At 61.3% G+C, this 24,189-nt stretch carries 21 protein-coding genes; 17 read left to right on the top strand and 4 right to left on the bottom strand.

All coding sequences use genetic code 11. From position 1 onward, the window contains the following. Nucleotides 1-365: 365 nt before the first annotated feature. The 3 genes from BLR20_RS23465 (at nucleotide 366) to BLR20_RS23455 (ending at nucleotide 4,756) form a co-directional block, all read left to right on the top strand. The gene (locus BLR20_RS23465) at nucleotides 366-2,018 is read left to right on the top strand and encodes a Na/Pi cotransporter family protein (protein WP_010433858.1); all 1,653 of its coding nucleotides are present in this window, start codon (nucleotides 366-368) and stop codon (nucleotides 2,016-2,018) included. 57 nt (nucleotides 2,019-2,075) lie between these two features. Beyond that, complete coding sequence (locus BLR20_RS23460; RefSeq protein ID WP_010433856.1) at nucleotides 2,076-3,452, top strand: M16 family metallopeptidase; 1,377 nt, start codon at nucleotides 2,076-2,078, stop codon at nucleotides 3,450-3,452. A 95-nt stretch (nucleotides 3,453-3,547) separates the two neighbouring features. Next, nucleotides 3,548-4,756: a DUF5924 family protein gene (locus BLR20_RS23455; RefSeq protein ID WP_054993404.1), complete on the top strand. Its 1,209-nt coding sequence runs from the start codon at nucleotides 3,548-3,550 to the stop codon at nucleotides 4,754-4,756. Between the two features lie 4 nt (nucleotides 4,757-4,760). Here BLR20_RS23455 and BLR20_RS23450 read toward each other — a convergent pair whose 3' ends face one another. Together BLR20_RS23450 and argH are read right to left on the bottom strand one after the other, a co-directional pair. Further along, a complete protein-coding gene (locus BLR20_RS23450; RefSeq protein ID WP_032611313.1) occupies nucleotides 4,761-6,002 on the bottom strand; it encodes a nucleoside recognition domain-containing protein in 1,242 nt (413 codons plus the stop codon). Between the two features lie 686 nt (nucleotides 6,003-6,688). Next, entirely contained in the window at nucleotides 6,689-8,083 is a 1,395-nt protein-coding gene (gene argH / locus BLR20_RS23435; RefSeq protein WP_010433435.1) for an argininosuccinate lyase, read from the bottom strand. A 133-nt stretch (nucleotides 8,084-8,216) separates the two neighbouring features. Between argH and BLR20_RS23430 the strand changes: the two genes are divergently transcribed. The 8 genes from BLR20_RS23430 to BLR20_RS23390 all read left to right on the top strand — a co-directional run bounded on the left by BLR20_RS23430 (nucleotide 8,217) and on the right by BLR20_RS23390 (nucleotide 15,793). Further along, the gene (locus tag BLR20_RS23430) at nucleotides 8,217-9,299 is read left to right on the top strand and encodes a sensor histidine kinase (RefSeq protein ID WP_054993403.1); all 1,083 of its coding nucleotides are present in this window, start codon (nucleotides 8,217-8,219) and stop codon (nucleotides 9,297-9,299) included. Continuing rightward, nucleotides 9,296-10,042 (top strand): LytR/AlgR family response regulator transcription factor, encoded by a 747-nt coding sequence (locus BLR20_RS23425; RefSeq protein ID WP_003401565.1) that lies wholly within the window; start codon nucleotides 9,296-9,298, stop codon nucleotides 10,040-10,042. Before BLR20_RS23430 ends, BLR20_RS23425 begins: the two co-directional genes overlap by 4 nt. 232 nt (nucleotides 10,043-10,274) lie before the next feature. Beyond that, nucleotides 10,275-11,216: a hydroxymethylbilane synthase gene (gene hemC / locus BLR20_RS23420; protein ID WP_003318426.1), complete on the top strand. Its 942-nt coding sequence runs from the start codon at nucleotides 10,275-10,277 to the stop codon at nucleotides 11,214-11,216. Further along, on the top strand, nucleotides 11,213-11,986 hold the full coding sequence (locus tag BLR20_RS23415) for a uroporphyrinogen-III synthase (protein ID WP_054993402.1): 774 nt from the start codon (nucleotides 11,213-11,215) through the stop codon (nucleotides 11,984-11,986). Before hemC ends, BLR20_RS23415 begins: the two co-directional genes overlap by 4 nt. 53 nt (nucleotides 11,987-12,039) lie before the next feature. Continuing rightward, nucleotides 12,040-13,161: a uroporphyrinogen-III C-methyltransferase gene (locus BLR20_RS23410; RefSeq protein ID WP_010433442.1), complete on the top strand. Its 1,122-nt coding sequence runs from the start codon at nucleotides 12,040-12,042 to the stop codon at nucleotides 13,159-13,161. Further along, nucleotides 13,158-14,402 (top strand): heme biosynthesis protein HemY, encoded by a 1,245-nt coding sequence (locus BLR20_RS23405; RefSeq protein WP_010433445.1) that lies wholly within the window; start codon nucleotides 13,158-13,160, stop codon nucleotides 14,400-14,402. The genes BLR20_RS23410 and BLR20_RS23405 overlap by 4 nt, the downstream gene beginning before the upstream one ends. A 215-nt stretch (nucleotides 14,403-14,617) precedes the next feature. After that, nucleotides 14,618-15,145 (top strand): disulfide bond formation protein B, encoded by a 528-nt coding sequence (locus BLR20_RS23400; RefSeq protein WP_054993401.1) that lies wholly within the window; start codon nucleotides 14,618-14,620, stop codon nucleotides 15,143-15,145. 174 nt (nucleotides 15,146-15,319) lie between these two features. Next, nucleotides 15,320-15,793: an Rsd/AlgQ family anti-sigma factor gene (locus BLR20_RS23390; protein ID WP_010433450.1), complete on the top strand. Its 474-nt coding sequence runs from the start codon at nucleotides 15,320-15,322 to the stop codon at nucleotides 15,791-15,793. A gap of 78 nt (nucleotides 15,794-15,871) precedes the next feature. Here the strand turns inward: BLR20_RS23390 and BLR20_RS23385 are convergent, their stop codons facing one another. Beyond that, entirely contained in the window at nucleotides 15,872-16,549 is a 678-nt protein-coding gene (locus BLR20_RS23385; protein ID WP_010433453.1) for an FKBP-type peptidyl-prolyl cis-trans isomerase, read from the bottom strand. A gap of 216 nt (nucleotides 16,550-16,765) precedes the next feature. On the opposite strand from BLR20_RS23385, the gene BLR20_RS23375 reads away from it, so the two are divergent. Then, nucleotides 16,766-17,758, top strand: a complete 993-nt coding sequence (locus BLR20_RS23375) for an AlgP family protein (RefSeq protein ID WP_054993400.1) — start codon at nucleotides 16,766-16,768, stop codon at nucleotides 17,756-17,758. On the opposite strand, the gene BLR20_RS23370 is transcribed toward BLR20_RS23375, so the two are convergent. Beyond that, nucleotides 17,755-18,231 (bottom strand): TIGR02444 family protein, encoded by a 477-nt coding sequence (locus BLR20_RS23370; RefSeq protein ID WP_054993399.1) that lies wholly within the window; start codon nucleotides 18,229-18,231, stop codon nucleotides 17,755-17,757. The two genes, BLR20_RS23375 and BLR20_RS23370, sit on opposite strands and share 4 nt — an antisense overlap. A gap of 46 nt (nucleotides 18,232-18,277) precedes the next feature. Here BLR20_RS23370 and BLR20_RS23365 point away from each other — a divergent pair, with 46 nt between their 5' ends. The 5 genes from BLR20_RS23365 (at nucleotide 18,278) to BLR20_RS23345 (ending at nucleotide 24,162) form a co-directional block, all read left to right on the top strand. Then, a complete protein-coding gene (locus BLR20_RS23365; protein WP_054993408.1) occupies nucleotides 18,278-20,188 on the top strand; it encodes an ATP-binding cassette domain-containing protein in 1,911 nt (636 codons plus the stop codon). Between the two features lie 16 nt (nucleotides 20,189-20,204). Next, the gene (locus BLR20_RS23360; RefSeq protein ID WP_003421571.1) at nucleotides 20,205-20,798 is read left to right on the top strand and encodes a mechanosensitive ion channel family protein; all 594 of its coding nucleotides are present in this window, start codon (nucleotides 20,205-20,207) and stop codon (nucleotides 20,796-20,798) included. A 239-nt stretch (nucleotides 20,799-21,037) separates the two neighbouring features. Further along, the gene (locus BLR20_RS23355; protein ID WP_054993398.1) at nucleotides 21,038-21,670 is read left to right on the top strand and encodes a LysE family transporter; all 633 of its coding nucleotides are present in this window, start codon (nucleotides 21,038-21,040) and stop codon (nucleotides 21,668-21,670) included. Nucleotides 21,671-21,826: 156 nt separating this feature from the next. Then, nucleotides 21,827-23,725 carry a cytochrome c/FTR1 family iron permease gene (locus BLR20_RS23350; RefSeq protein ID WP_032611301.1) on the top strand — a complete coding sequence of 633 codons (1,899 nt, stop codon included), beginning with the start codon at nucleotides 21,827-21,829 and terminating at the stop codon, nucleotides 23,723-23,725. Nucleotides 23,726-23,934: 209 nt separating this feature from the next. Further along, entirely contained in the window at nucleotides 23,935-24,162 is a 228-nt protein-coding gene (locus BLR20_RS23345) for a hypothetical protein (protein WP_010431381.1), read from the top strand. Nucleotides 24,163-24,189: the final 27 nt, after the last annotated feature.

Here is a 24,189-nt window from a genome sequence, read left to right as displayed (position 1 = left end):
TCTCAAGGACACTCATCGTACCCATGCTCCGCGTGGGTATGCCGTTCCGGACGCTCTGCGTCCTATCCTGAACAGACGGTGCGACTCAGACCTGTGACGCTCTGCGTCACCCATCCATGCGTTATGCTCAAGACCTTACACAGCGTGTTCAGCACTGCATTCCAAGCTGGAGGATGAGGAGCGTGATGCGAATGGAGTGTTGATTTATGACACTTTTATTTCAATGAAATCCGCGCTGTGCGATGCTGGCGCCAAGGCCCATGGCCGACTAAAAGCTTAGTAGAGCGTTTCACCCATCCCCGCTCGCTACACGCTGCATCTTTCAATTCATCGCCTGTATGGGCAAACCTCAGGGGGCTTTTCGCATGCTGACCCTGCTCGATTTGCTGTCTGCCGTCGCCCTGCTGATCTGGGGCACGCATATCGTGCGCACTGGCATCCTTCGTGTTTACGGTACACAACTTCGTCGTGTGCTCAGCCAAAACATGTCCAAACGACCGCTTGCGTTCATCGCTGGAATTCTGGTGACGGCGCTGGTGCAGAGCAGCAATGCCACCGCCATGCTGGTGACGTCGTTTGTCGGCCAGGGGTTGATGACGCTGACGCCTGCGCTGGTGATCATGCTCGGCGCCGATGTCGGCACTGCCCTGATGTCCCGCGTACTGACCTTCGATCTGTCATGGCTATCGCCGTTGCTGATTTTCCTCGGCGTGGTGTTCTTCCTGTCGCGCAAGCAGACCCGTGCCGGTCAACTGGGGCGGGTCGGTATAGGCCTGGGCCTGATCGTGCTGGCCTTGCAGCTGATCGTCGAGGCCGCCGCACCGATCACCCAGGCTGCAGGGGTCAAGGTGCTGTTCGCGTCGCTGACCGGCGACCTGCTGCTGGATGCGCTGGTGGGCGCCATGTTCGCGCTGATCTCCTATTCCAGCCTCGCGGCAGTGCTGCTGACGGCGACATTGGCGGGTACTGAAGTCATTGGCTTGCCGGTGGCGATCGGCCTGGTGATCGGCGCCAACATCGGCAGCGGTCTGCTGGCCTTTCTCAGTACCAGCATGCAGAACGTTGCCGGGCGGCAGGTGGCGCTGGGCAGTCTGCTGTACAAACTGCTCGGCCTGCTGCTGATCTTTCCGGTGCTCGATCCGTTGGTTGCGTGGATCGACACGCTGGGCTTTCGCCCACAGGAACTGGTCATCGGCTTTCACCTGCTCTACAACACGGTGCGCTGCCTGATCATGCTGCCAACCGTGGCCCCGATGGCGCGGTTGTGCTCGTATCTGCTGCCGCAACAGAACGAAGTCGGCGGCCTGGCCAAACCGCGTCACCTGGACCTGACCGCCCTGTCCACGCCCAGCCTTGCGCTGGCCAATGCGGTGCGTGAAACCCTGCGCATGGGCGATCTGATCGAGAGCATGCTCGCCTCGATGCTGGCGGTGCTGCGCGGGACACAGACCGCGGTGACCCAGGAAGTGCGGCGTCTCAACGACGACGTCGAAGCGCTGTACAGCGCGATCAAGCTGTACCTGGCGCAGATGCCGCGTGAGGACCTCGGCGAGCACGATAACCGGCGCTGGGCCGAGATCATCGAGCTGACCATCAACCTGGAACTGGCCAGCGGCCTGATCGAGCGCATGCTGCGCAAGATCCAGCAGCAGAAGACGGCGCATCGCCGGTCGTTCTCTGAAGTCGGTCTTGAAGAGCTTGCCGATCTGCAGATCCAGTTGCAGTCGAACCTGCGTCTGGGCCTTTCGGTGTTCCTCAGCGGCGATCACGAAAGCGCGCGTCAGTTATTGCGCGAGAAGCGCCAGTTCAGGGCAGAGGAGCGACGCCTGGCGCACGCCCACGTCAGCCGTCTGCGCAACAAGGTGGTCCAGAGCATCGAAACCAGTTCGCTGCACCTGGAACTGATTGCCGACATGAAGCGTCTGAACTCGCTGTTTTGCAGCAGCGCCTACGTGGTACTGGAAACCGCCGACACCGGCGCCTTGTCGAGCGAGGCCGAGGGCGACAGATCACTATGAACGTAAGGGCGGAGGTGAAGTCTGTTAAACATACCGGCCCGCCAGGAAAGCTGTTTTATGCGTTGCCTGCTGTTCGCTTGTCTGCTCCTCGGTTCACTCCCCTCATTCGCCCTTGACCGCCTTCAGGTCGAGGGCTACCTGCTGCCCAATGGTTTGCAAGTCATCCTGAAACCCGGTTACGACAGGGGCCACGTCGCCATCCGCCTGGTGGTGGGTATCGGCTTCGATGATTTCCCGTGCCAGGACAAGGAACTGCCGCACCTGCTGGAACACCTGCTGTTCAGCGGCGTGGATGACAGCGGTGAAGGCGGTCTGGAAGAGCGCATGCAGGCACTTGGCGGCGAGTGGAACGCCTTCACCAGCAACGCCGACACCACCTTCGTGATCGAAGCACCTGCACGAAACCAGCGCAAAGTGCTCGACCTGCTGCTGGAAATCATGACCAAAACCGAGCTGAGCCAGGCGCGGCTGGACGGTGTCAAACGCGTGGTCGAGCGTGAAGATGGAGGGCACTTCTCACACTTGCAGCGCTTGCTTGACCGGCGTGATTCCGGGCGCAGCGCCAGCAGTCAACTGGCTGTGGAGCTGGGCCTCAAATGCGCCGAACGTCCCGAGGTGGACGGCATCAAGCTGGAGCACATCGAAGACATCTTCGCCAACTGGTACGCCCCCAACAACATGACGCTGATTGTGGTGGGTGATCTGGACAAGCTGTTGCCAGCCTATCTGGAGCGCACCTACGGCAAGCTCGCACCCACCGACCCGATCGACCACCCGCCACTGGCGCAGGGCACCGGCTCGGCCGAACCGCGACGCGAGCTTGAACGCGGCGGGCTGGGCGAGAGCGCCAAGCTGCACTTGATCTACCCCGAGCCGCAGCTCGACGACCAGCACGACGAAACCTGGGAGCTGGTCAAAGCCTATCTGGACTGGACGCTCTACACTGAGCTGCGCCTGAAACACAGTTTGTCCTACGGCCCCTCTGCAGAGCGCGAAGTGTTCGGCGATGTCGGGTTTCTGAGCCTGAATGCCGATGTCGAGCGTGACGATGCCGAAGAAGCCGAACGCGACATTCGCGGGCTGGTCGAGCGTCTGCAAAAAGAAGGCATGCAGCCCGCTACGTTTGCGCGCCTGCAACAGCTCGCCATTGACCGGCAATCATGGGCCACACAAGGCAATAGCGCGCTGGCCGACTACTATTGGAGCGCGCTCAACGATTATGAAAACGGGCGCTTCGAGGATCCGGCCAAACGCATCAAGGCGGTGAAGCTGGAAACGGCCAATCAGGCGATGCGCCAATTGCTTGCCCAGCCGGGTTACCTGCGCATTGAAAAGCCGCTGTTCAGTTATGACGGTCTGTATTGGCTGATTGGCGGGGTACTGGGTTTCATCGCACTGCTGGCCTTGTGGCGCTGGCGTGCACGCAGCAAATAGAATCCTGACGCCGAACTGCACCCAGGGTGCAGGCTCCGCGCCGCGTTTGTTACGCAGCGCGTTTTTTGTATGAACAGAACCGAGTGACCCCTCCGATGCTTGACGTGAATCGCTATGTGACACCCGTGCTCAACTTGATGCAGCGCTATCCGGGGCTCATTGCAGCGTTTGGTTTCGTTTCCGGTATCGCCAGTTTCATTCTGGTCGATCGCCAGGCGGGGCTGGCAACCTGGATCGCGGTGGTGATGCTGATCAGCTGGCTGTGGCTGATGGTCGAAAACACCATGGTCGGGTTGCTCAACAAGGCCCTGGGCCGCGAGATTCCGCAGGGTTTGCTGCGCTACGGCACGCAGATGATCCATCAGGAAAGCCTGTTCTTCGTGCTGCCGTTCTTTTTCATCACCACCACCTGGAACAGTGGTCAGGCAGTGTTCACTGCGGTGCTCGGGGCCGCCGGGTTGATCTCGATCATCGATCCCCTCTACTACAAATGGCTGGCGCCCAGGCGCTGGCTGTTCATGACGCTGCACACCCTGACGCTGTTCGCGGCACTGCTGACCGCGCTGCCGATCATCCTGCACCTGACCACCGCCGAGAGTTACAAACTGGCCCTGGGCGTGGCGATGCTGCTATCGGCGCCCAGCCTGATGTCGAATTTCCCGCTCAACACCTGGCGCAGTGCGCTGGCCGTGATCAGCATCATTCTGGCCATCGGCGCGGCGGGCTGGTTGCTGCGCTCCTGGGTGCCGCCTGCGACGCTGTGGTTGACCGAAGTGGCGGTCAGCCCGGACTTTGATAACAAGAACCGTACGCCGGGCGACAGTATTTCGCTGATCAGCGCCAAACAGCTGCGCAACGGCGGGCTGTATGCGTACACCGCCATCAATGCGCCGCGCGGGCTGGATGAGCGTATCTACCATGTGTGGTGGCATGAAGGCGAAGAGATGGACCGCATCGCGCTGGATATCCACGGCGGCCGCAAGGAAGGCTATCGCGCCTGGACGCGCAAACAGAACTTCCCGGAGGACGTGACGGGGCGCTGGCAGGTGAGGGTGCTGACCGAAGACGGCCAGATGATCGGCGTGCTGCGTTTTGTCGTCACTGACGACGACCAGCCGGCAGTCAAGCGACCTACCGGGCGGATAATCAAACTCAAGCCGGGCGGTGACTCGGCCGAAGAGGCCACGCCTGAATCCGCGCCCGCAGATGAGGCGAAGCAGGAAAAGCAGGAAGCTGCGCCTGCCGAGCCGGCACCTGCAGAGCCAGCACCCGCAGAGTCTGCGCCTCAGGCTCCGGCGCAGTAATGTTTCAGGAGGCGGTCGCGCCGAAGAACCAGTAGCAGACGAAGATCGCGGCCACGACACCGGAAAACTCGGCCAGCAGCGCGCAGCCCACAGCGTGGCGGGCGCGCTGAATGCCCACAGCGCCGAAGTAAACGGCAAGTACGTAGAACGTGGTCTCGGTGCTGCCCTGAATCGTGGCGGCGGCCAACGCAGCGAAGCTGTCCACACCCTGGGTCTGCATGGTTTCGATCAACAGGGCACGGGCGGCGCTGCCCGAGAAGGGTTTGACCATCGCGGTCGGCAACGCGTCGACGAAGCGCGTGTCCAGCCCCAGCCATTGCACCAGATGCCGAATCCCTTCCAGACCGAAGTCCAGCGCGCCGGATGCGCGCAGCACGCCCACCGCGCAGAGCATGGCGACCAGATAAGGCAGCAGGCTCTTGGCGACGTCGAAGCCTTCTTTCGCACCTTCGACGAAGGCCTCGTAGACCAGCACCTTGCGTAACGTGCCGATGAGCAGAAACATCATGATCAGGCCGAACAGCGTGAGGTTGCCCAGAATCGACGACAAACCCGCCAGCGCAGCCGCCGACAGCGTGCCGAGAAAGGCCATGAACGTGCCGAGCAGCAGGGCACCGGGGATGAGGTAGGCGAGCACCACCGGATCCCACAGACGCAGACGCTGCATGAACGCGACCGACAGCAGGCCGACGATGGTCGAGACACTGGTGGCCAGCAGAATCGGCAGAAATACCAGAGTCGGGTCAGGCGCACCCTGCTGGGCGCGGTACATGAAGATCGTCACCGGCAGCAGGGTCAGGGATGAGGCGTTGAGCACCAGAAACAGGATCTGCGCGTTACTGGCGGCGGTCTTGCTGGGGTTGAGTTCCTGCAGCGAGCGCATGGCCTTCAGGCCGATAGGTGTAGCAGCGTTGTCGAGCCCCAGCGCATTGGCGGCGAAGTTGAGGGTGATCAGCCCCAGCGCAGGGTGGCCGGGCGGTACCTCCGGCATCAGGCGCAGAAACAGCGGCCCGAGGACCTTGGCCAGCCAGTCGACGATGCCGGCCTTCTCCGCGATGCGCAAAAAACCCAGCCACAGGGTCAGGGTGCCGAACAGCAACACCATGACCTCGACCGACAGCTTGGCCATGGCAAAGATACTTTCGACCATCGCCGCAAAAATGCCGGCGTTGCCGCCCACCAGCCACTGCACGAGCGCGGAAATCGTCGCCACGACAAAAAAACCAAGCCACAGGCCATTGAGCATCGGATAAGTCCCCCACAAGAAGCGGGGATGATAGCGGCGGGGTGCGCCGGAGGGAAATCGGCAGGTGCTGAAAGAGTCGTAGGAACCATAGGCACTCGAGAGAATACCGTCGTTTCGTGACGCTCTGCGGCGCACCTTCAGGATAGGACGCAGAGCGTCCAGAACAGCATTCCCACGCGGAGCATGGGAACGATGAAACCTTGAGATCACTATCGTGCCAATGCTCCGCGTTGGCATGCAGGTCGTGACGCTCCGCGTCACATATCCGTGGCGCTACGCACGCTCAGGATAGGACGCAGAGCGTCCAGAAGCGCATTCCCACGCGGAGCATGGGAACGATGAAACCTTGAGATGCCTATCGTGCCAATGCTCTGCGTTGGCATGCAGGTCGTGACGCTCCGCGTCACATATCCGTGGCGCTACGCACGCTCAGGATAGGACGCAGAGCGTCCAGAAGCGCATTCCCACGCGGAGCATGGGAACATGAAAACCTTGAGATGACTATCGTGCCAACGCTCTGCGCTGGCATGCAGGTCGTGACGCTCCGCGTCACACATCTGTGCCGCGATGCACCTTCAGGAGCGGACGCAGAGCGTCCAGAACGGCATTCCCACGCGGAGCGTGGGAACGATGATCAGGGCCGGGCCGATCATCGTGCCAATGCTCCAGCGTGGGTGCAGACAGGCTCAACGCGTGGCCAGCAGTTCCTGGCCGCGAACCACAGCGGCGCGAACCTGTTCGGGGGCGGTGCCGCCGATGTGGTTACGGGCATTCACCGAGCCTTCCAGAGTCAGCACGGCGAAGACGTCCTGTTCGATCTGGTTGCTGAACTGACGCAGCTCTTCCAGGCTCATCTCTGCCAGGTCCTTGCCGGTTTCGACACCGTATTTCACCGCGTGACCGACGATTTCGTGACAGTCACGGAACGGCAGGCCACGGCGTACCAGATAGTCGGCCAGATCGGTGGCGGTCGAGAAGCCGCGCAGCGCCGCTTCACGCATCATCGCGTGTTTAGGCTTGATCGCAGGGATCATGTCGGCGAACGCACGCAACGAATCACGCAGGGTGTCGGCGGCGTCGAACAGCGGTTCCTTGTCTTCCTGGTTGTCCTTGTTGTAAGCCAGAGGCTGGCCTTTCATCAGGGTCAGCAGGCCCATCAGGGCACCGAACACACGGCCGCTCTTGCCGCGAACCAGCTCAGGGACATCAGGGTTTTTCTTTTGCGGCATGATCGAGCTGCCGGTGCAGAAGCGGTCCGGCAGGTCGATGAACTGGAACTGCGCGCTGGTCCAGAGCACCAGCTCTTCCGAAAAGCGCGACAGGTGCATCATCGCGATGGACGCAGCCGAGCAGAATTCGATGGCGAAGTCGCGATCCGATACGCCGTCCAGCGAGTTGCCGCCTACCACGTCGAAGCCCAGCAGTTTGCAGGTCAGCTCGCGGTCGATCGGGTAGGTGGTGCCCGCCAGCGCCGCGCTGCCCAGCGGCATGCGGTTGAGACGCTTGCGGCAGTCGACCAGACGCTCGTAGTCGCGGCTGAGCATTTCGAACCAGGCCAGCATATGGTGACCGAATGTTACCGGCTGGGCAGTCTGCAAATGGGTGAAACCGGGCATGATGGTTTCAGCTTCACGCTCGGCCTGGCCCAGCAGGCCTTGCTGCAGACGTGTGATTTCGCTGAGGATCAGATCGATTTCGTCGCGCAGCCACAGACGGATATCAGTAGCCACCTGATCGTTGCGGCTGCGACCGGTGTGCAGCTTCTTCCCGGTGATGCCGATGCGGTCGGTCAGGCGTGCTTCAATGTTCATGTGCACGTCTTCCAGATCGACGCGCCATTCGAATTGGCCCGCCTCGATCTCGGCCTGGATGTTATTCAGGCCGTCAACGATGGTATCGCGCTCGGCGTCGGTCAGTACGCCCACCTTGGCCAACATCGTAGCGTGAGCGATGGAGCCCATGATGTCGTGGCGATACAGGCGTTGATCGAAGGTGACGGAGGCAGTGAAACGCGCGACAAACGCGTCGACGGGTTCACTGAAGCGGCCGCCCCAGGACTGGTTGGTCTTGTCGGTGCTCATGGATTCGCTCGTTGCTGACTGAAAGTGACGTGCCCGATACCTGGCACAAGAACGAACGCGATGATAACAGGGTTAATGCATTTTTATCCCCGGACAGCTTGCCGCTGACGAGGCCAGGGCAGAGACTGGAGCCATGCGAATCGAACCTGTGAAACACGCTGCCCGGCCCGCGCCCGGCAAAGACTTTTTCCTCCCTGAACTGTGCCTGCCGCAGGCATTGCTGGTGCTCGTCGTGCTGGCAGAGCTGCTGGTGCTGGTTCTGGTGCTGGTAGAACCGATGCGCAGCGGCTTCGACTGGGTACACCTGGCGTTGATGTCGCTGTTCGTGCAATGGATCGTGCTACTGTCCGCAGCGCTGCTGTGCGGGCTGCGGCCCTGGCTGGCGCGATTGACGCCGGGGCTGGCGGGCCTGCTCAGTTGCCTGCTGGTGGTCGGCCTGACGCTGTTGTGCACAGCCGTCACCGATGTTTGTCAGCTCACCGGGCGAATTTCGGTCAGCGGCATGGTCGAGCGTTATCTGCGCTACTCGACGATTGCCCTGATCATGTCCGCCCTGATGCTGCGCTACTTCTATCTGCAGAGTCAGTGGCGCAAGCAGCAACAGGGCGAACTGCGCGCCAGGATCGAATCTCTGCAAGCGCGCATCCGCCCGCATTTCCTCTTCAATACACTCAACAGTATCGCCAGTCTGGTGGCCAGCAATCCGCTCAAGGCCGAGCAGGCGGTGCTGGATCTTTCGGATCTTTTTCGCGCCAGTCTGGCCAAGCCGGGCAGCCTGGTGACATGGGGTGAAGAGCTGGCATTGGCAAAACGATATTTATCGATTGAGCAATATCGTCTTGGCGAGCGTCTACAGTTGGACTGGAGGGTGAGTGCAATTCCCGATGACTTGCCGATCCCCCAGCTAACCTTGCAGCCATTACTTGAAAACGCTTTGATTTATGGCATTGCTCCGCGGGTCGAAGGGGGCGTTGTAACGGTCGAAGCGAACTATGAAGGGGGAGAGTTCATATTGAGCGTCAGCAATCCCTATGAAGAAGTTGCCAATCGGCAGACTTCCAACGGTACTCAGCAGGCTCTGACGAATATAGGCGCACGAATTGCGGCACTTTTTGGCCCGCACGCCAGTCTGAGCGTGGAGCGCCGTGACGGTCGTCACTACACCTGTCTACGCTATCCTTGTGCGAGACTCACGCAGGAAGCCAGAGCTATATGAATGTCCTGATCGTTGATGACGAACCCCTGGCCCGCGAGCGATTGAGCCGCATGGTCAATGAAATCGAGGGTTATCGAGTACTGGAACCCAGCGCGTCCAATGGCGAAGAAGCCTTGGCGCTGATCGAAGCCCACAAACCGGACGTAGTGCTGCTCGATATCCGCATGCCGGGTCTCGATGGCCTCCAGGTTGCAGCTCGCCTGTGCGAGCGGGAAGCACCGCCTGCTGTGGTCTTTTGCACCGCTCATGATGAATTTGCCCTGGAAGCTTTCCAGGTCAGTGCGGTGGGCTATCTGGTCAAGCCTGTGCGTTCCGAACACCTTGTCGAAGCGTTGCGAAAAGCCGAGCGGCCGAACCGCGTGCAACTGGCGGCGTTGACCCGCCCGGCTGCCGAAAGCGGATCAGGGCCACGCAGCCACATCAGCGCGCGTACCCGTAAAGGCATCGAGCTGATTCCCCTGGATCAGGTGATCTACTTTATTGCCGATCACAAGTACGTGACCTTGCGCCACGAGGGCGGCGAAGTGCTGCTCGACGAACCGCTGAAGGCACTGGAAGACGAGTTCGGTGACCGTTTCGTGCGCATTCACCGCAATGCACTGGTGGCCCGCGAGCGAATAGAACGGTTGCAGCGCACTCCGCTGGGGCATTTCCAGCTGTTCCTCAGAGGGCTTAACGGCGATGCGTTGATCGTCAGCCGCCGCCACGTCGCCGGTGTCCGCAAAATGATGCAGCAGCTCTAGCGCCTAGTCGCTCTGGAGCCCCTGCGCCCAGGCCGATGCATGGAACGGGGAAGACGTCCGGATCCATGTGTTTTTCGGCTTGCCCGCGCGCAGCCTTTCCCGTGCGCTGCTCAGGCACTGCCGATTGATCGATCGGCTCAGTGTCTGAAGCAAATTCCAATCAGCGCCGAAGCCGCCCCGACCGGTATTGAGCTGTTATTATCCGTCGCATTCACTCAGTACGGATTGTTCAATGTCCTCTCGCGAAATCCGCATCGCCACTCGCAAAAGCGCGCTGGCACTCTGGCAGGCAGAATACGTCAAGGCCCGCCTGGAACAGGCCCATCCCGGCCTGCTGGTGACGCTGGTGCCCATGGTCAGCCGTGGCGACAAACTGCTCGACTCCCCGCTGTCGAAAATCGGTGGCAAAGGCCTGTTCGTCAAGGAGCTGGAAACCGCGCTCCTGGAAAACAACGCCGACATCGCCGTGCATTCGATGAAAGACGTGCCGATGGATTTTCCACAAGGCCTGGGCCTGTTCTGCATCTGCGAGCGTGAAGACCCGCGCGATGCGTTCGTTTCCAACACCTTTGCCAGCCTCGACCAACTGCCGGCGGGCAGCATTGTCGGCACCTCCAGCCTGCGCCGTCAGGCGCAATTGCTGGCACGTCGACCCGATCTGCAGATCCGTTTCCTGCGCGGCAACGTCAATACCCGTCTGGCCAAGCTGGATGCCGGTGAATACGACGCCATCATCCTCGCTGCGGCTGGCCTGATCCGCCTGGGTTTCGAGGACCGCATCACTTCGGCGATCAGCGTCGACGACAGCCTGCCAGCGGGTGGCCAGGGCGCAGTGGGTATCGAATGCCGCAGCGTCGATGCCGAAATTCATGCGCTGCTTGCGCCTCTGCACCACGAAGACACTGCTGTGCGCGTAATTGCCGAGCGCTCCCTGAACAAGCACCTCAACGGTGGCTGTCAGGTACCGATCGCCTGCTATGCCGTACTGGAAGGCGATGACGTCTGGTTGCGCGGTCTGGTGGGCGATCCGTCCGGCAGCGTGTTGCTGCACGCGGATGCCCGGGCACCCCAGACATCCGCCCAGGCACTGGGCGTGCAGGTAGCCGAAGCACTGCTGGAGCAGGGCGCCGCCGACATTCTGAAAGCGGTCTACGGCGAGGCCAATAACGAATGAGTGGCTGGCGTCTGCTGCTGACCCGTCCGGCCGAAGAGTCGGCAGCACTGGCCAGGGTGCTGGCCGAGGACGGTATCTTCAGCAGCAGTCTGCCTCTGCTTGAAACCGAGCCTTTGCCCTTGACGCCTGCACAGCGTTCGATCATTTTCGAGCTGCTCAATTATTGTGCAGTGATCGTGGTCAGCAAACCTGCCGCGCGACTGGCCATCGAATTGATCGACGAAGTATGGCCGCAACCGCCTCTGCAACCCTGGTTCAGTGTGGGTTCAGCAACCGGGCAGATACTGATCGATTACGGGCTCGATGCGAGCTGGCCGGAGCAGGGCGACGACAGCGAAGCGTTGCTTGAACTGCCGCGCCTCAAACAGGCGATTGCCGTACCGGGAAGCCGTGTGCTGATCATGCGCGGTGACGAGGGACGCGAACTATTGGCCGAGCAGCTGCGCGGGCTGGGGGTGGGCGTTGATTACCTGCCGCTGTATCGTCGCTATCTGCCGCAGCATGCGCCCGGTGCCCTGCCGCAACGTGTCGCGGTGGAACGCTTGAACGGGCTGGTGGTCAGCAGTGGGCAGGGTTTTGAACATTTGCTTCAGTTGGCGGGGGACTCATGGCCGGACCTGGCCGGTCTGCCGCTGTTTGTACCGAGCCCCCGCGTTGCCAGCATTGCGCGAGCAGCCGGAGCAAGGACCGTTATTGATTGTCGTGGCGCCAGCGCCGCGGCATTGCTGGCAGCGTTGCGGGAACAACCTCAGCCTGCCGTCAAGGCGTAATGATCGACACCTGTCGTTTACGCTATTACGCCAAAATGCAAAGGATGGGATACGTGAGCGAAACAGCCTTGCCTAAAGACGAAGAATCGGTGTTGAAAACGCCTGCATCCAAGCCTGAGCCAGTACGCACCGAGCGCACCGGCAGCCGCAACAGTGGCCTGGTGTTCCTGGCCTTGCTGCTGGCAATTGCCGGTATTGCCGTCGCCGGCTGGGGAGTCTGGCAACTGCGCATGTTGCAGGCGGGGCACCAGCAGCAACGCGGACAGGTCGAAGACATCGCCGAACAGACCCTGGTGCTGGCGCAGAATGACCAGCAACTGAGCGCACGCATTGCGCAATTCCCGCCAGCCAATCAGTTGGAAGACAGTCGACGTCTGGTCGCGCAATTGCAAGGCGATCAGCAGCGTCTCAGCCAGCGACTCGAAACCGTGCTGGGGGCGAGCCGCAAGGACTGGCGTCTGGCCGAGGCCGAGCATCTGTTGCGTCTGGCCAGCCTGCGCCTTTCAGCGCTGCAGGACATCAACAGCGCGCAGGCGCTGGTTCAGGGTGCCGATGAAATTCTGCGTGAACAGGACGATCCGGGTTCTTTCGCTGCCCGCGAGCAACTGGCCAAGAGCCTTGCCGCCCTGCGCAGCGTCGAGCAGCCGGACCGCACCGGGCTGTTCCTGCAACTGGCCGCTCTGCGTGAGCAGGCTGTACAGCTCAACAAGCTGGCTCCGGAATACGAAGACAAGGGCGAGTCGCTTATGGGGCTGACCGCTGACAAGACCGAAACCAGCCGATGGTCGCAGTGGTGGGACGAGATCTCCCATTACTTCCGTATCGATTTCAACGCCGACAAGGACATCCGCCCGGTACTCGCCGGCCAAAGCCTTTCGCAGGTGCGCTTGGCCCTGAGTCTGGCGTTGGAGCAGGCGCAGTGGGCAGCGCTTAACGGCGAGCCAGAGGTTTATTCCAAGGCCATCACCGAAGCGCAAAGCGTTCTGAAAGCCAACTTCGATCAGGACGACCCACAGGGCAAGGTGCTTGGCCAGGGGCTTGATGCTGTCGCCAGCCAGCCGGTATCGGTGAAGACACCTGACCTGGCGCCGACCCTGAGCGCCGTGCAGGCCTACCTTGAACGCCGTCACGCTGCCGGCCAGCCAGCCGAGGCGCAACAGGGGACCAGCCGATGAAGCGCTTCTATGTGCTGTTATTCATCGCGATCGCCGCTGCAGCGCTGATTGGTGTCGCCATCGCCGAGCATTCCGGCTATGTCCTGATTGCCTATCAGAACTTCCGCTATGAATCGAGCCTCTGGGCGACCCTGGCGCTGCTGGTCGTTGTGTTGCTGGTGATCGCGCTGCTGAGGCTGCTGATCACCCTGCTGACGACCTCAGGCCGTGTGGTCAACCCATGGTCGCGCCGCAACCGCCGTCGTCGCGTGCAAATAGCTATCGAGCAGGGTCAGATGGACCTCGCCGAGGGCCGCTGGTCCAGCGCCCAACGTCACCTGCAACGCGCGGCCGAAGCGGATACTCATCCGCTGCTGTACTACATTGGCGCCGCACGTGCTGCCAACGAGCAGGGCCGTTACGAAGATTGCGACGCCTTGCTGGAGCGTGCGCTCGAACGTCAGCCACAAGCCGAGCTGGCGATTGCGCTTAATCACGCTCAATTGCAGCAGGACCGTGGTGATACCGACGGTGCGCTTACCACGCTGCTGGCCATGAAAGAGCGTCATCCGCACAACCCTCAGGTGCTTCGTCAACTGCAACGCCTTTATCAGCAGCGTGGTGACTGGTCCGACGTCGTCCGCCTGATGCCGGAGCTGCGCAAGGACAAGGTCCTGCCACCCAAGGAGCTGGCCGAGCTGGAACGCCGCGCCTGGGGCGAGAACCTGAGCCTGGCGGCCTACCGCGAAGGCATCGAGGGCGCACCGACCGGGCTGCCTTCACTGGAAAGCGCCTGGCAGGGACTGGGTTCTGCGCAACGCCAGGAGCCGCAACTGGTGCTGGCGTATGCCGATCAATTGCGCCGTCTGGGTGCCGAAGCTCAGGCTGAAGAGGTGCTTCGCAGCGCCCTCAAGCGCGAGTACAACAGCCATCTGGCGCGTCTGTATGGCCTGGTTCGCGGCAGCGACCCGTTAAAGCAGCTGCAAACGGCGGAGGGCTGGCTCAAGCAGCATCCTGCTGATCCAAGCCTGTTGCTGAGCCTGGGACGTATCTGCCTGCAAGGCCGACTGTGGGGCAAGGCGCGGGATTATCTGGAGAGCAGCCTGCGTCTGGAACGCAATCCCGAGACCTGTGCAGAGCTGGCGCGTCTGCTGGGCCAGCTGGGTGAGACGGATCGCAGCAATCAGCTGTTTCAGGAGGGCCTGGGCCTGCTCGACGAGCGCCTCCTGTCACGTCCCCTGCCGGTACTGACCAAGGCATGAATCCGCCGGAGGGCCCTGCGTAAGGGCTCTCCGTGTTGCCTCGCCAGCGTGCAAAGATCGGCGTGTGAGAATCCTCCTACATCTACGGGTAAAAGAACCACGCGGCGGTGTGTTCTTTTTCCTCGGTAAACAGCGACGCATCCGTACGCCGCCACCTTGAATGCGCCGCACCCCTCCTCTACCGTAATCGTCTCGTTCTTTGTTACGGATTTGCCATGTACCTGGCTCGCACACGCTTCCTGTTTTCCCTGGCATCGCTGGCCTGTGCATTAATCATTGGCGCCGCCTTTTACCTTCAGCAAACCGTCGATCTCGGCCCTTGCGCTCTTTGCCAGGTACAACGGACTGCGCTCATCGTCTGCGGTGTACTGGCACTGTTTGCTACCTGCCACGCGCCAGGCCCGCAAGGTATGCGTCGCTACAGCCTGGGATTTCTGCTGTTCGCCCTCGCAGGGCTCACAACGGCGGGCACTCAGGTGTGGCTGCAAACCGCTTCGGCAGAACAATTGATACCTTTTATTGCCAGGCTGGAGCATCTGTTTGGCCTGCTTTCCCTGGATAAATGTATCGACGGGCTGCGAAGCGATGCGATGTTTTGCGCCGAAATTACCTGGACGCTGTTCGGTATAAGCCTACCGGAGTGGAGTCTGCTGGCATTTACCGGTCTGGCGCTGTTGCCGCTGTATCCTCTTTTCAGTGAGTTCAGCCACTGGCTGACAACCAGAGATCGGGGCAGCTATTAAACGCTTGTATGAACTTTATCTCCTGCGTACCTTGATGGCCTTGTCGGGCGGGCATAATCTGGGCCGCACGCGTCACTGGAAATATGCTGTCCTGACGCATCTATCAGGCCAGGTCCCGGCCAATCATCGGGACCGGCACAGGACTGCATGCCCCTGAAGGGAAGAGAGAAGACCATGCTGGAAAGTTGTCAGAATGCTCAGGAACGCTGGGGCGGAGTGAACAAGCTGATCGATCGCTGGCTTCAAAGCCGTCTCGAACTGGTCGAAGCCTACGATGCGCTGGGCGACACGCCCGAAGCGCTGGCAGCCGACCGCGAAGGCTTGCAGAACTTCTGCGGCGTTCTTGTGGATTACGTCTCCGCCGGGCACTTCGAGGTCTACGAACAACTGGGCGATGAAGCCCGGGCGTTCAACGACGAACGTGGGCTCGAACTGGCAGACACGATCTATCCGCGTCTCGACGTCATCACCAAGTTTGCGCTGACGTTCAACGATCGCTGCGACAAGGGCGATTGCTCGGATGCGGCGGTGGTGGCCCGGGAATTCAACCAGCTGGGGCAATTGCTGCACGAGCGTTTCGAGCTGGAAGACTGCCTGATCGAAGTGCTGCACAACTCGCACAAGGAACAGGTCGCCGCTCAGGTGTGACCGTGTCGGTGCAAGCGCTACACGCCAAGGGTGCTCATTGCACCCTTTCGCATTTCTGAATTCCGGTTTTACGTTCGCTTACTGTGAAACCGCAACCAGCTCGATTTCAAATACCAGCGGTGTAAACGGATCGATCAGATCGCCAGCGCCCTCGGCGCCATAGGCTTGATCAGAGGGGATCACCAGCCGCCACTTCGCGCCGGTAGGCATGTTCTGCAGTGCACTGGTCCAGCCGCTGATCACACTGTCGAGCCTGAACCACTGGGGCTGGGTGCTCTGATCGAAGATCGTACCGTCCGGCAAACGACCCACGTAACGCACTTCAACCCGGCCATTGGCATCAGGCTTGGGGCCGGTGCCCGCGGTCAGTTCGGTCATGAGAATCCCGTCAGCCAGCACCTTCACCCCCGGTTTGGCCTTCTCGCTGTCCATGAACGTGCGCTCGGCCTTGAGGGCCGCCTCGGTCGGCGCATCCGTACCGGCGGTCTCGGCCTGAGCGATAGCGGCGTCATGCTCGCGCAGAATCTGGTCGATGCGGTCCTGCTTGAGCGCCAGAGGCTTGCCCTGATAAGCCTGCTGCAAGCCTTCTACCAGTGCCTTGAGGTCCAGGTCAGGAACTTCCTGATGCAACCGCTCGCCAAGGCTTGCACCCAGGCTGTAAGCGAGATCGTGGCCGTCATTGGACACAGACGGCGCCTCGGCGGCCTGAGCCAGGGGTAGCAAGAGGAACAACGACGTTAACAGGTAGCGCGACATTAATGCTCTCCGGCCTGGGAAGGCAGCGATTATGCCAGCGCCAGCGCGAGTAGTGACGAGTCTTGTGACGTGAATTTCACAATGCCTTTGCATCGTGCCGAGCAATCATTTCCGTCAGTATGCAACAGCGCCCCAAGGATGCTGTCAAGATGCCCTAGCGGCGATGCGCGCAGAAGCCTAGTATGAGCCGCAATTTCGTCACCCAGGAGGTAAGTCATGTCGGCCAAAAAGAAGCCAGTAAATACTCCGTTGCATTTGCTCCAACAATTATCGGGCAGCTTGCTTGAACATCTGGAAGACGCCTGCTCCCAAGCCTTGGCTGATGCCGAGAAACTGCTCGCCAAGCTTGAGAAACAACGCGGCAAGGCGCAGGAAAAACTGCATAACTCCCGCATCAAACTGCAGGATGCTGCCACCGCCGGAAAATCCAAGGCGCAGGCCAAGGCCAAAGGTGCTGTGTCCGAGCTGGAAGAGTTGCTGGACGCTCTCAAGGATCGCCAGACCGAAACTCGCACTTACATCCTGCACCTCAAGCGTGATGCCCAGGAAAGCCTGAAACTGGCCCAGGGTATCGGTCGCGTGAAAGAGGCAGTCGGCAAGATCCTGACCACTCGCGATGCCAAGCCTGCCGCGCCTAAAGCCGTCGCCAAGGCACCTGCTGGCAAGACACCTGCTGCCAAAGCTCCTGCAAAAACCGCAGCAAAAGCGCCGGTTAAAGCAGCCGCAGCCAAGCCTTCCGCGGTTGCCAAGCCAGCCGTCAAAACTGCTGTTGCCAAGGCCCCGGTGAAAGCCGCCGCCAAACCTGCCGCCCGTGCGACTGCAGCAGCCAAACCTGTCGCAGCCAAGACAACTGCTGCCAAACCGGCTTCGGCCAAGCCTGCCGCCACCAAGGCGCCGGCTGCCAAGACCACCGCCAGCAGTGCTGCCAAACCTGCAGCAGCAAAAGCAGCGGCCGCCAAACCTGCGGCGAAAGCGCCTGTGAAAGCGCCCGTCAAGGCACCGGCCAAAGCGCCTGCCAAGGCACCTGTGAAAGCAGCGGCCAAGCCAGTCGCCAAACCTGCAGCGAAGCCAGTCGCGAAGCCGGCCGCCGCAAAACCGGCCACGCCAGCGCCTGCTGCCGCAGCCAAGCCGACGACGCCTGCACCTGCTGCACCAGCCGCCGCACCGGCAACACCTGCCAACGGCGCAACGCCAACCAGCGCTTCCTAAGTCTGGTCGACGGCAAGTCCAACCGCGATGCGCAGCACATCCAGCGCATCGCGGTTTTTTTCTGCGTCTCCTTCGGCAAGCTCGAGCAGCCACTCCTCTGCATTCCGCGCCTCACCCGCCGGCCAGTCCCCGGTGAGTGCCTCGAGTTTCAGCACCAGGCCTTGTTCGGCCTCCAGTTCCAGCGCCTTGACCTTCATCCGTAATGGGGTCAGCAACGCATCTTCAAGCGCCGCATTGCGCCACTGGTTACGCAAATCCCGCAGCGGACGCACCACATCGTCATGCCAGGGTGTCGCCAACTGCTTTATTTGCGCCACTCGCTGAGCGTCGCACGCCACGTCGCGCGTGCCCAGCCACACCCCGCAAAGCACCATGCACACGTTGGCCCCGTTGGCTTGCAGCGTCAGACAAGCCTGTTCCACACCCGGACGGGCGTAGAAATCGAGGGTGAAACTCCAGAGCGCTGAAGGCATAGTGATCCACCTGTTCAGGACGAAGCTGGTAGACTCCGCCGCCATTATGATTCGACTTCAAAGCCTTACCTTACAGCGTGGTCCGCAACGTCTGCTAGAAGACGCCGAGCTGACTCTGCACGCCGGCCATAAAGCCGGTCTGATCGGTGCCAATGGCGCCGGTAAATCCAGCCTGTTTGCCCTGCTGCGTGGAGAGCTGACGCCGGATGCCGGCGACTGCCTGCTGCCCGCCGACTGGCGTATCGCGCACATGCGCCAGGAGGTCGACACGCTCGAACGCCTGGCCGTGGATTACGTGCTCGATGGCGACGAGCGCCTGCGGGAAGTACAGCACTCGCTGGCCGAGGCCGAAGCGGCGCAGGACGGTGCCGCCCAGGCACGTCTGCATTCGGAGCTCGACAGCGCCGACGGTTATACCGCCGACGCACGCGCTCGCAAGCTGCTGGCCGGGCTTGGCTTCACCAACGAGCAGATGGAGCGTCAGGTCGGCAGTTTCTCCGGTGGCTGGCGTATGCGCCTGAACCTGGCGCAGGCATTGATGTGCCCCTCGGACCTGCTGCTGCTCGACGAACCGACCAACCACTTGGACCTCGACGCCATTCTGTGGCTTGAAGACTGGCTCAAGAGTTACCCCGGCACCTTGCTGCTGATTTCCCACGACCGGGATTTTCTGGATGCCGTGGTCGATCACATCGCCCACGTCGAGCAACGCAAGATCACCCTCTATCGCGGCGGCTACAGCGCCTTCGAGCGGGCCCGTGCCGAACGTCTGGCCCAGCAGCAACAGGCCTACGAGAAGCAGCAGGCGCAACGTGCGCACATGGAAAAGTACATCGCGCGCTTCAAGGCCCAGGCCACCAAGGCCCGTCAGGCACAGAGCCGGATCAAGGCGCTGGAGCGCATGGAAGAGCTGTCGGCCGCGCACGTCGACTCTCCGTTCAATTTCGTTTTCCGTGAATCCGACAAGATCTCCAGCCCATTGCTGGACCTGTCCGACGCGCGCCTGGGTTACGGCGACAAGACCATCCTCGAGAAGGTCAAGCTGCAACTCACGCCGGGCGCACGCATCGGCCTGCTGGGTCCGAACGGCGCAGGCAAGTCGACGCTGATCAAAAACCTCGCCGGCGAGCTTGAGCCGCAAAGCGGTCGGCTGGTGCGTGGCGAAAACCTCACCGTGGGCTACTTTGCCCAGCATCAGCTCGACTCACTGGACGCCAAGGCGACACCGTTGCTGCACTTGCAGCGCCTGGCACCGACCGAGCGTGAACAGACACTGCGCGATTTCCTTGGTGGCTTCGACTTCCGTGGCGCGCGTCTGGATGAACCGGTACTGAATTTTTCCGGTGGCGAGAAAGCCCGTCTGGCGCTGGCACTGATCGCCTGGGAAAAGCCCAACCTGTTGCTGCTCGATGAACCGACCAACCACCTGGATCTGGAAATGCGCCTGGCGCTGACCATGGCCTTGCAGGAGTTCGGTGGCGCGGTTCTGGTGGTGTCTCACGATCGGCACTTGCTCAAAAGCACGACCGATGACTTCCTGCTGGTGGCCGACGGCCGCGTACAGGAGTTCGATGGCGATCTGGATGACTACACGCGCTGGCTGGCTGACTACCGGCTGCGCAACGCGCCGGTCAGCAACACGCCCGTCAACGCCGACAAGACCGACAAGAAAGCCCAGCGCCAGCAGGCGGCGGCCTTGCGTCAGCAACTGGCGCCGCACAAGCGTGAAGCCGACAAGCTGGAGCGTGATCTCGGGCTGGTGAATGAAAAACTCGCCAAGGTCGAAGAAGCGCTGGCCGACAGCACCAACTACGAGGCTGCCAACAAGGACAAGCTGCGCGATCTGCTGGCCGACCAGGCGAAGCTGAAAGTGCGTGAGTCCGAGCTGGAAGACGCCTGGATGCAAGCTTTGGAACTGCTGGAGTCAATGCAGGCCGAACTGGAAGCATTGTCGTGATCGAGGCAGGCAAGTGATGGACATGTTGGGCTTGCCGGTATCCGCGTACTGGCTTGAACCGCTGCTGGTAGGGGCGCAGATTCTGCTGATCCTGCTGGCCGGTTACGTACTGCAACGCATCGTGGGTGGTTTTCTGACCGGTCTGGGCGAGCGTTATCCGTTGCCGCCAGAATTGCTGGTGCCGGTTCGCGGCGGCTTGCGCTGGTTCATCATGGGCAGCGCCTTTGTCCTCGTGCTGGGCCGACTCGGGGTTTCGGCCACAGTGCTGTGGACCGCTCTGTCCGGCTTCGTCGCCGTCGCGGCGGTGGCGTTCTTCGCAATGTGGAGCGTGCTGTCGAACCTGCTCTGCGCCATTCTGATCTTCACCATCGGCCCGTTCCGCATCGGTGACATGGTCGAGCTGGTCGATACGCTGGACAAGCCGGGCGTGAAGGGGCGGGTGGTCGCCATCAACCTGATGTTCACCACCCTGATCGAGACCCCGGAAGCCGGTGGCGCGCTGGTCCAGGTGCCCAACAGCCAGTTTTTCCAGAAGTCAGTACGCCGCTGGCGTGGCAGCGATCTGTTTCCGCAGATGGTGGTCGCAAAGCAGCCGGATGAGCAGGATTAGGGTCTGTACGAAAAGTGGCTGCGCCGGTGATGCTGCGTTAAAAACAGGCTCGGATGCGAGTCCAATCGGAATGCTCATTTACAACACGTAGAGTCGAACGCGACCCCGGCCGTTCCTCGCCTGTTTTTGCCTTGCCTGACCTTCGCTCGCCGACGTTTCGTAAAGACCCTAGAAATCGTTAGCTTTGCAAAGCATTAAGCCCTAATTTATTGCGCATTCGACTTTCCATGAGGTGCACGATGGCGCTTGAAACGTGGCTGGGCTTTTTTGCGGCCTGCTGGATCATCAGTCTTTCCCCCGGCGCAGGCGCCATCGCCTCGATGTCCTGCGGCCTGCAATACGGCTTCTTGCGTGGCTACTGGAATGCGCTGGGCTTGCAGATTGCGTTGGTGGCACAGATCGCGATTGTCGCGGCAGGTCTTGGTGCCGTGCTCGCAGCCTCCGATATGGCGTTCACGCTGATCAAGTGGTTCGGCGTGGCGTATCTGGTCTATCTGGGCATCAAGCAATGGCGCGCCTTGCCAGCCGACCTGGCCGACGAATCTGCCGTGCGCCCTGTGGGCAAACCGATGACGCTGGTATTGCGTGGTTTTCTGGTGAATATCAGCAACCCCAAGGCGCTGATCTTCATTCTGGCGATCCTGCCACAGTTCATCGACCCGACCGCTCCGCTGCTCATCCAGTACGCGATCATCGCGGCGACCATGGTGGTGGTCGATCTGATCGTGATGGCAGGCTACACCGGGCTGGCATCCAAGGTGCTGCGCCTGCTCAAGACGCCTCGCCAGCAGCGTCGCATGAACCGCACCTTCGCCAGCCTGTTTGTGGGCGCAGCAGGTTTCCTCGCGACGTTGCATCGCGGTACGGCCTGAATCGTCCAGGTCTAGAGCCCTGAGCAGATATCCCTTTTGCTCAGGGCGACTGATGGTTGAATGTAAGATTCTGTAACAAAAATGGACCTCGACTATTGAGTAGTGCCGTTGCGGCGTTAACAATGCAACGCTTCGCATTCCCGTCGAGATTCTGTAATGCCCGTCCATTCTCGTTTTCTTGCCTGGTTACTGTTGCCGCTCATGGCGCTGGGCAGCTGCATTGCACTGGCTGACCCTGTCGAGGGTGCAGCACAGGCGGTGCATCTGCTGGATTACCTGGGGGCCGATTACCCGGCGACCGTGGCGGATGGCAAGGTTGTGGACACCGCCAAGTATCAGCAGCAGGTCGATAACCTGGCTGCGTTGCAGGGCCTCGTTGTCGCCTTGCCGCAGCGCGCCGAGCGTGATGCTCTGGAGCAGGCGGTAACCCAGCTGAAAAGCGCTGTGGCGGGTCGACAGGACGCTGCGCAAGTCACTCGTCAGGCGCGGCAGTTGAGTGCGAAGCTCGCGCTTGCCTACGAGGTCAGTCAGGCACCGGCCATTACGCCGGACCCCGCCCGTGGCGCGCCCTTGTACGCCCAGCATTGCTCGGTGTGCCATGGCGACAGCGGTGCAGGGGATGGACCGGCAGGTATCGGCCTGGAACCGCCACCCTCGAACCTGCGGGATACCGCGCGGCTGGATCGCCTGAGTCTCTACGACCTCTACAACGCGACCGGGCTCGGTATTGCCGGCACCGATATGCCCGCGTTCGCCGACCAGCTGGACGATCGCCAGCGCTGGGACATCGCGACCTATATCGCCAGCTTCAGCGCGCAACCTGTCGCCCAGCCAGCCAAGACCTTCAACCTCGCCGATCTGGCTCGCCAGACACCGGCCGAAATCCAGGCTGCCGAAGGTCCGGACGCTACCGCCACCTTCCGGGCCCAGCGTGCGCAGCCACCTCAGGTGCAGCGCGGCCCGGCGCAACTGCTGGATTACACCAGTGTAACGCTGGACAAGAGCCTGGCGGCCTACAAGGCCGGTGACCGTGAGCAGGCCTATGATTTGTCGGTCGCGGCGTATCTGGAGGGTTTCGAACTGGTCGAAAGCTCGCTGGATAACGTCGACGCCAATGTGCGCAAGGACACGGAAAAGAGCCTGATGGCTTACCGGCAGTCCTTGCAGGACAGCATGCCGTTACCTCAGGTTGCGCAGAAGCTGGAAGCAGCCAAAGGCAAGCTCAAAGAGTCGGCGGAGCTGTTGGGCAGCGACGGCCTGAGCCTGTCGCTGAGCTATATTTCGGGCCTGCTGATCCTGCTGCGTGAAGGGCTGGAAGCGATTCTGGTACTGGCGGCGATTCTGGCGTTTCTGCGCAACACCGGCCAGCAGTCTGCCGTGCGTAGCGTCAATATTGGCTGGGGTCTGGCGCTGCTGGCCGGGTTGGCCACCTGGGCGCTCGCTGCGTATGTCATCGACGTCAGCGGCGCACAGCGTGAACTGCTGGAAGGCGCCACCGCGTTGTTCGCCAGTGTGATGGTACTCTGGCTCGGGGTGTGGATGCACGACCGTCGTCACGCCGCTGCCTGGCAGGACTATGTGAAAAGCAGTCTGGTCGGCGGCGGCGGTCGTTTCGGCTTCGCAGTGCTGGCGTTCTTCTCGGTCTATCGCGAGCTGTTCGAAGTCATTCTGTTCTACGAAACCCTATGGCTGCAGGCAGGACCTGCCGGACACGATGCCGTGCTGGCGGGTGGCGCCACGGCGCTGGTGCTGCTCGTGGGCCTGGCGTGGGTCATCCTGCGCGGTTCGGCGAAGCTGCCGCTGTCGCTGTTCTTCGGCATCAACGCTGCACTGCTCTGCGCACTGTCAGTGGTGTTTGCCGGTCACGGCGTCAAGGCGCTGCAGGAGGCGGGCATATTCGGCACAAGGCCGGTGCCGTTCTTCGAGTTCGACTGGCTGGGCATTCATGCCGACCTGTACTCGCTCAGCGCACAGGCCATCGCCCTGATCGCCATTGCTGTGCTGTACGGCAGAAGTCGTCTGGCCGAGAAGCGCAGGCTGCAAACGGCAGACTGACGTTTTGCCAGCCAGGGACAAGTGCTGTTCACCACTTGTCCCTGCTTCCCTCACAGCGTTGCTACGACTCGCCGTCTTATGTCTCCGCCCTGTACAAAAAACCACCTGTTACTTCTGCCAGTAGACGCCCTTTTTCTTCAGGCCTAGTGTAGCGAAACGCCAACTCGGCTATCGGGTACTGGCGCATTTACCTGACAACGGGGTGGGTGATGGCCAAATATGAGATTCGGTTGTGGGCTGAAGACATTGAGGAACATGACCACCCTGAGATAGCCATTGAATTTTATGAAAACGATGACCTGCAAGAACACGCCTGGGTCAGGCTGCACCCGCAGGGGAACCACAAGATTCGCGGCGAACTGGGCAGGGATGAGGAAGTGCTGACGGTGCTGGCGCTGGCCTTCAGGAAGAAAGTGTCTGAGCTGGCCGACTGGTAATTCTGCCGTTGATGGCCTGAGGCACGG

It is taken from the genome of Pseudomonas congelans, assembly GCF_900103225.1.
Taxonomy (GTDB): domain Bacteria; phylum Pseudomonadota; class Gammaproteobacteria; order Pseudomonadales; family Pseudomonadaceae; genus Aquipseudomonas; species Aquipseudomonas congelans.
The sequence above is the reverse complement of the archived record's forward strand: the minus strand, read 5'-3'. Positions and strand labels throughout refer to the sequence as shown.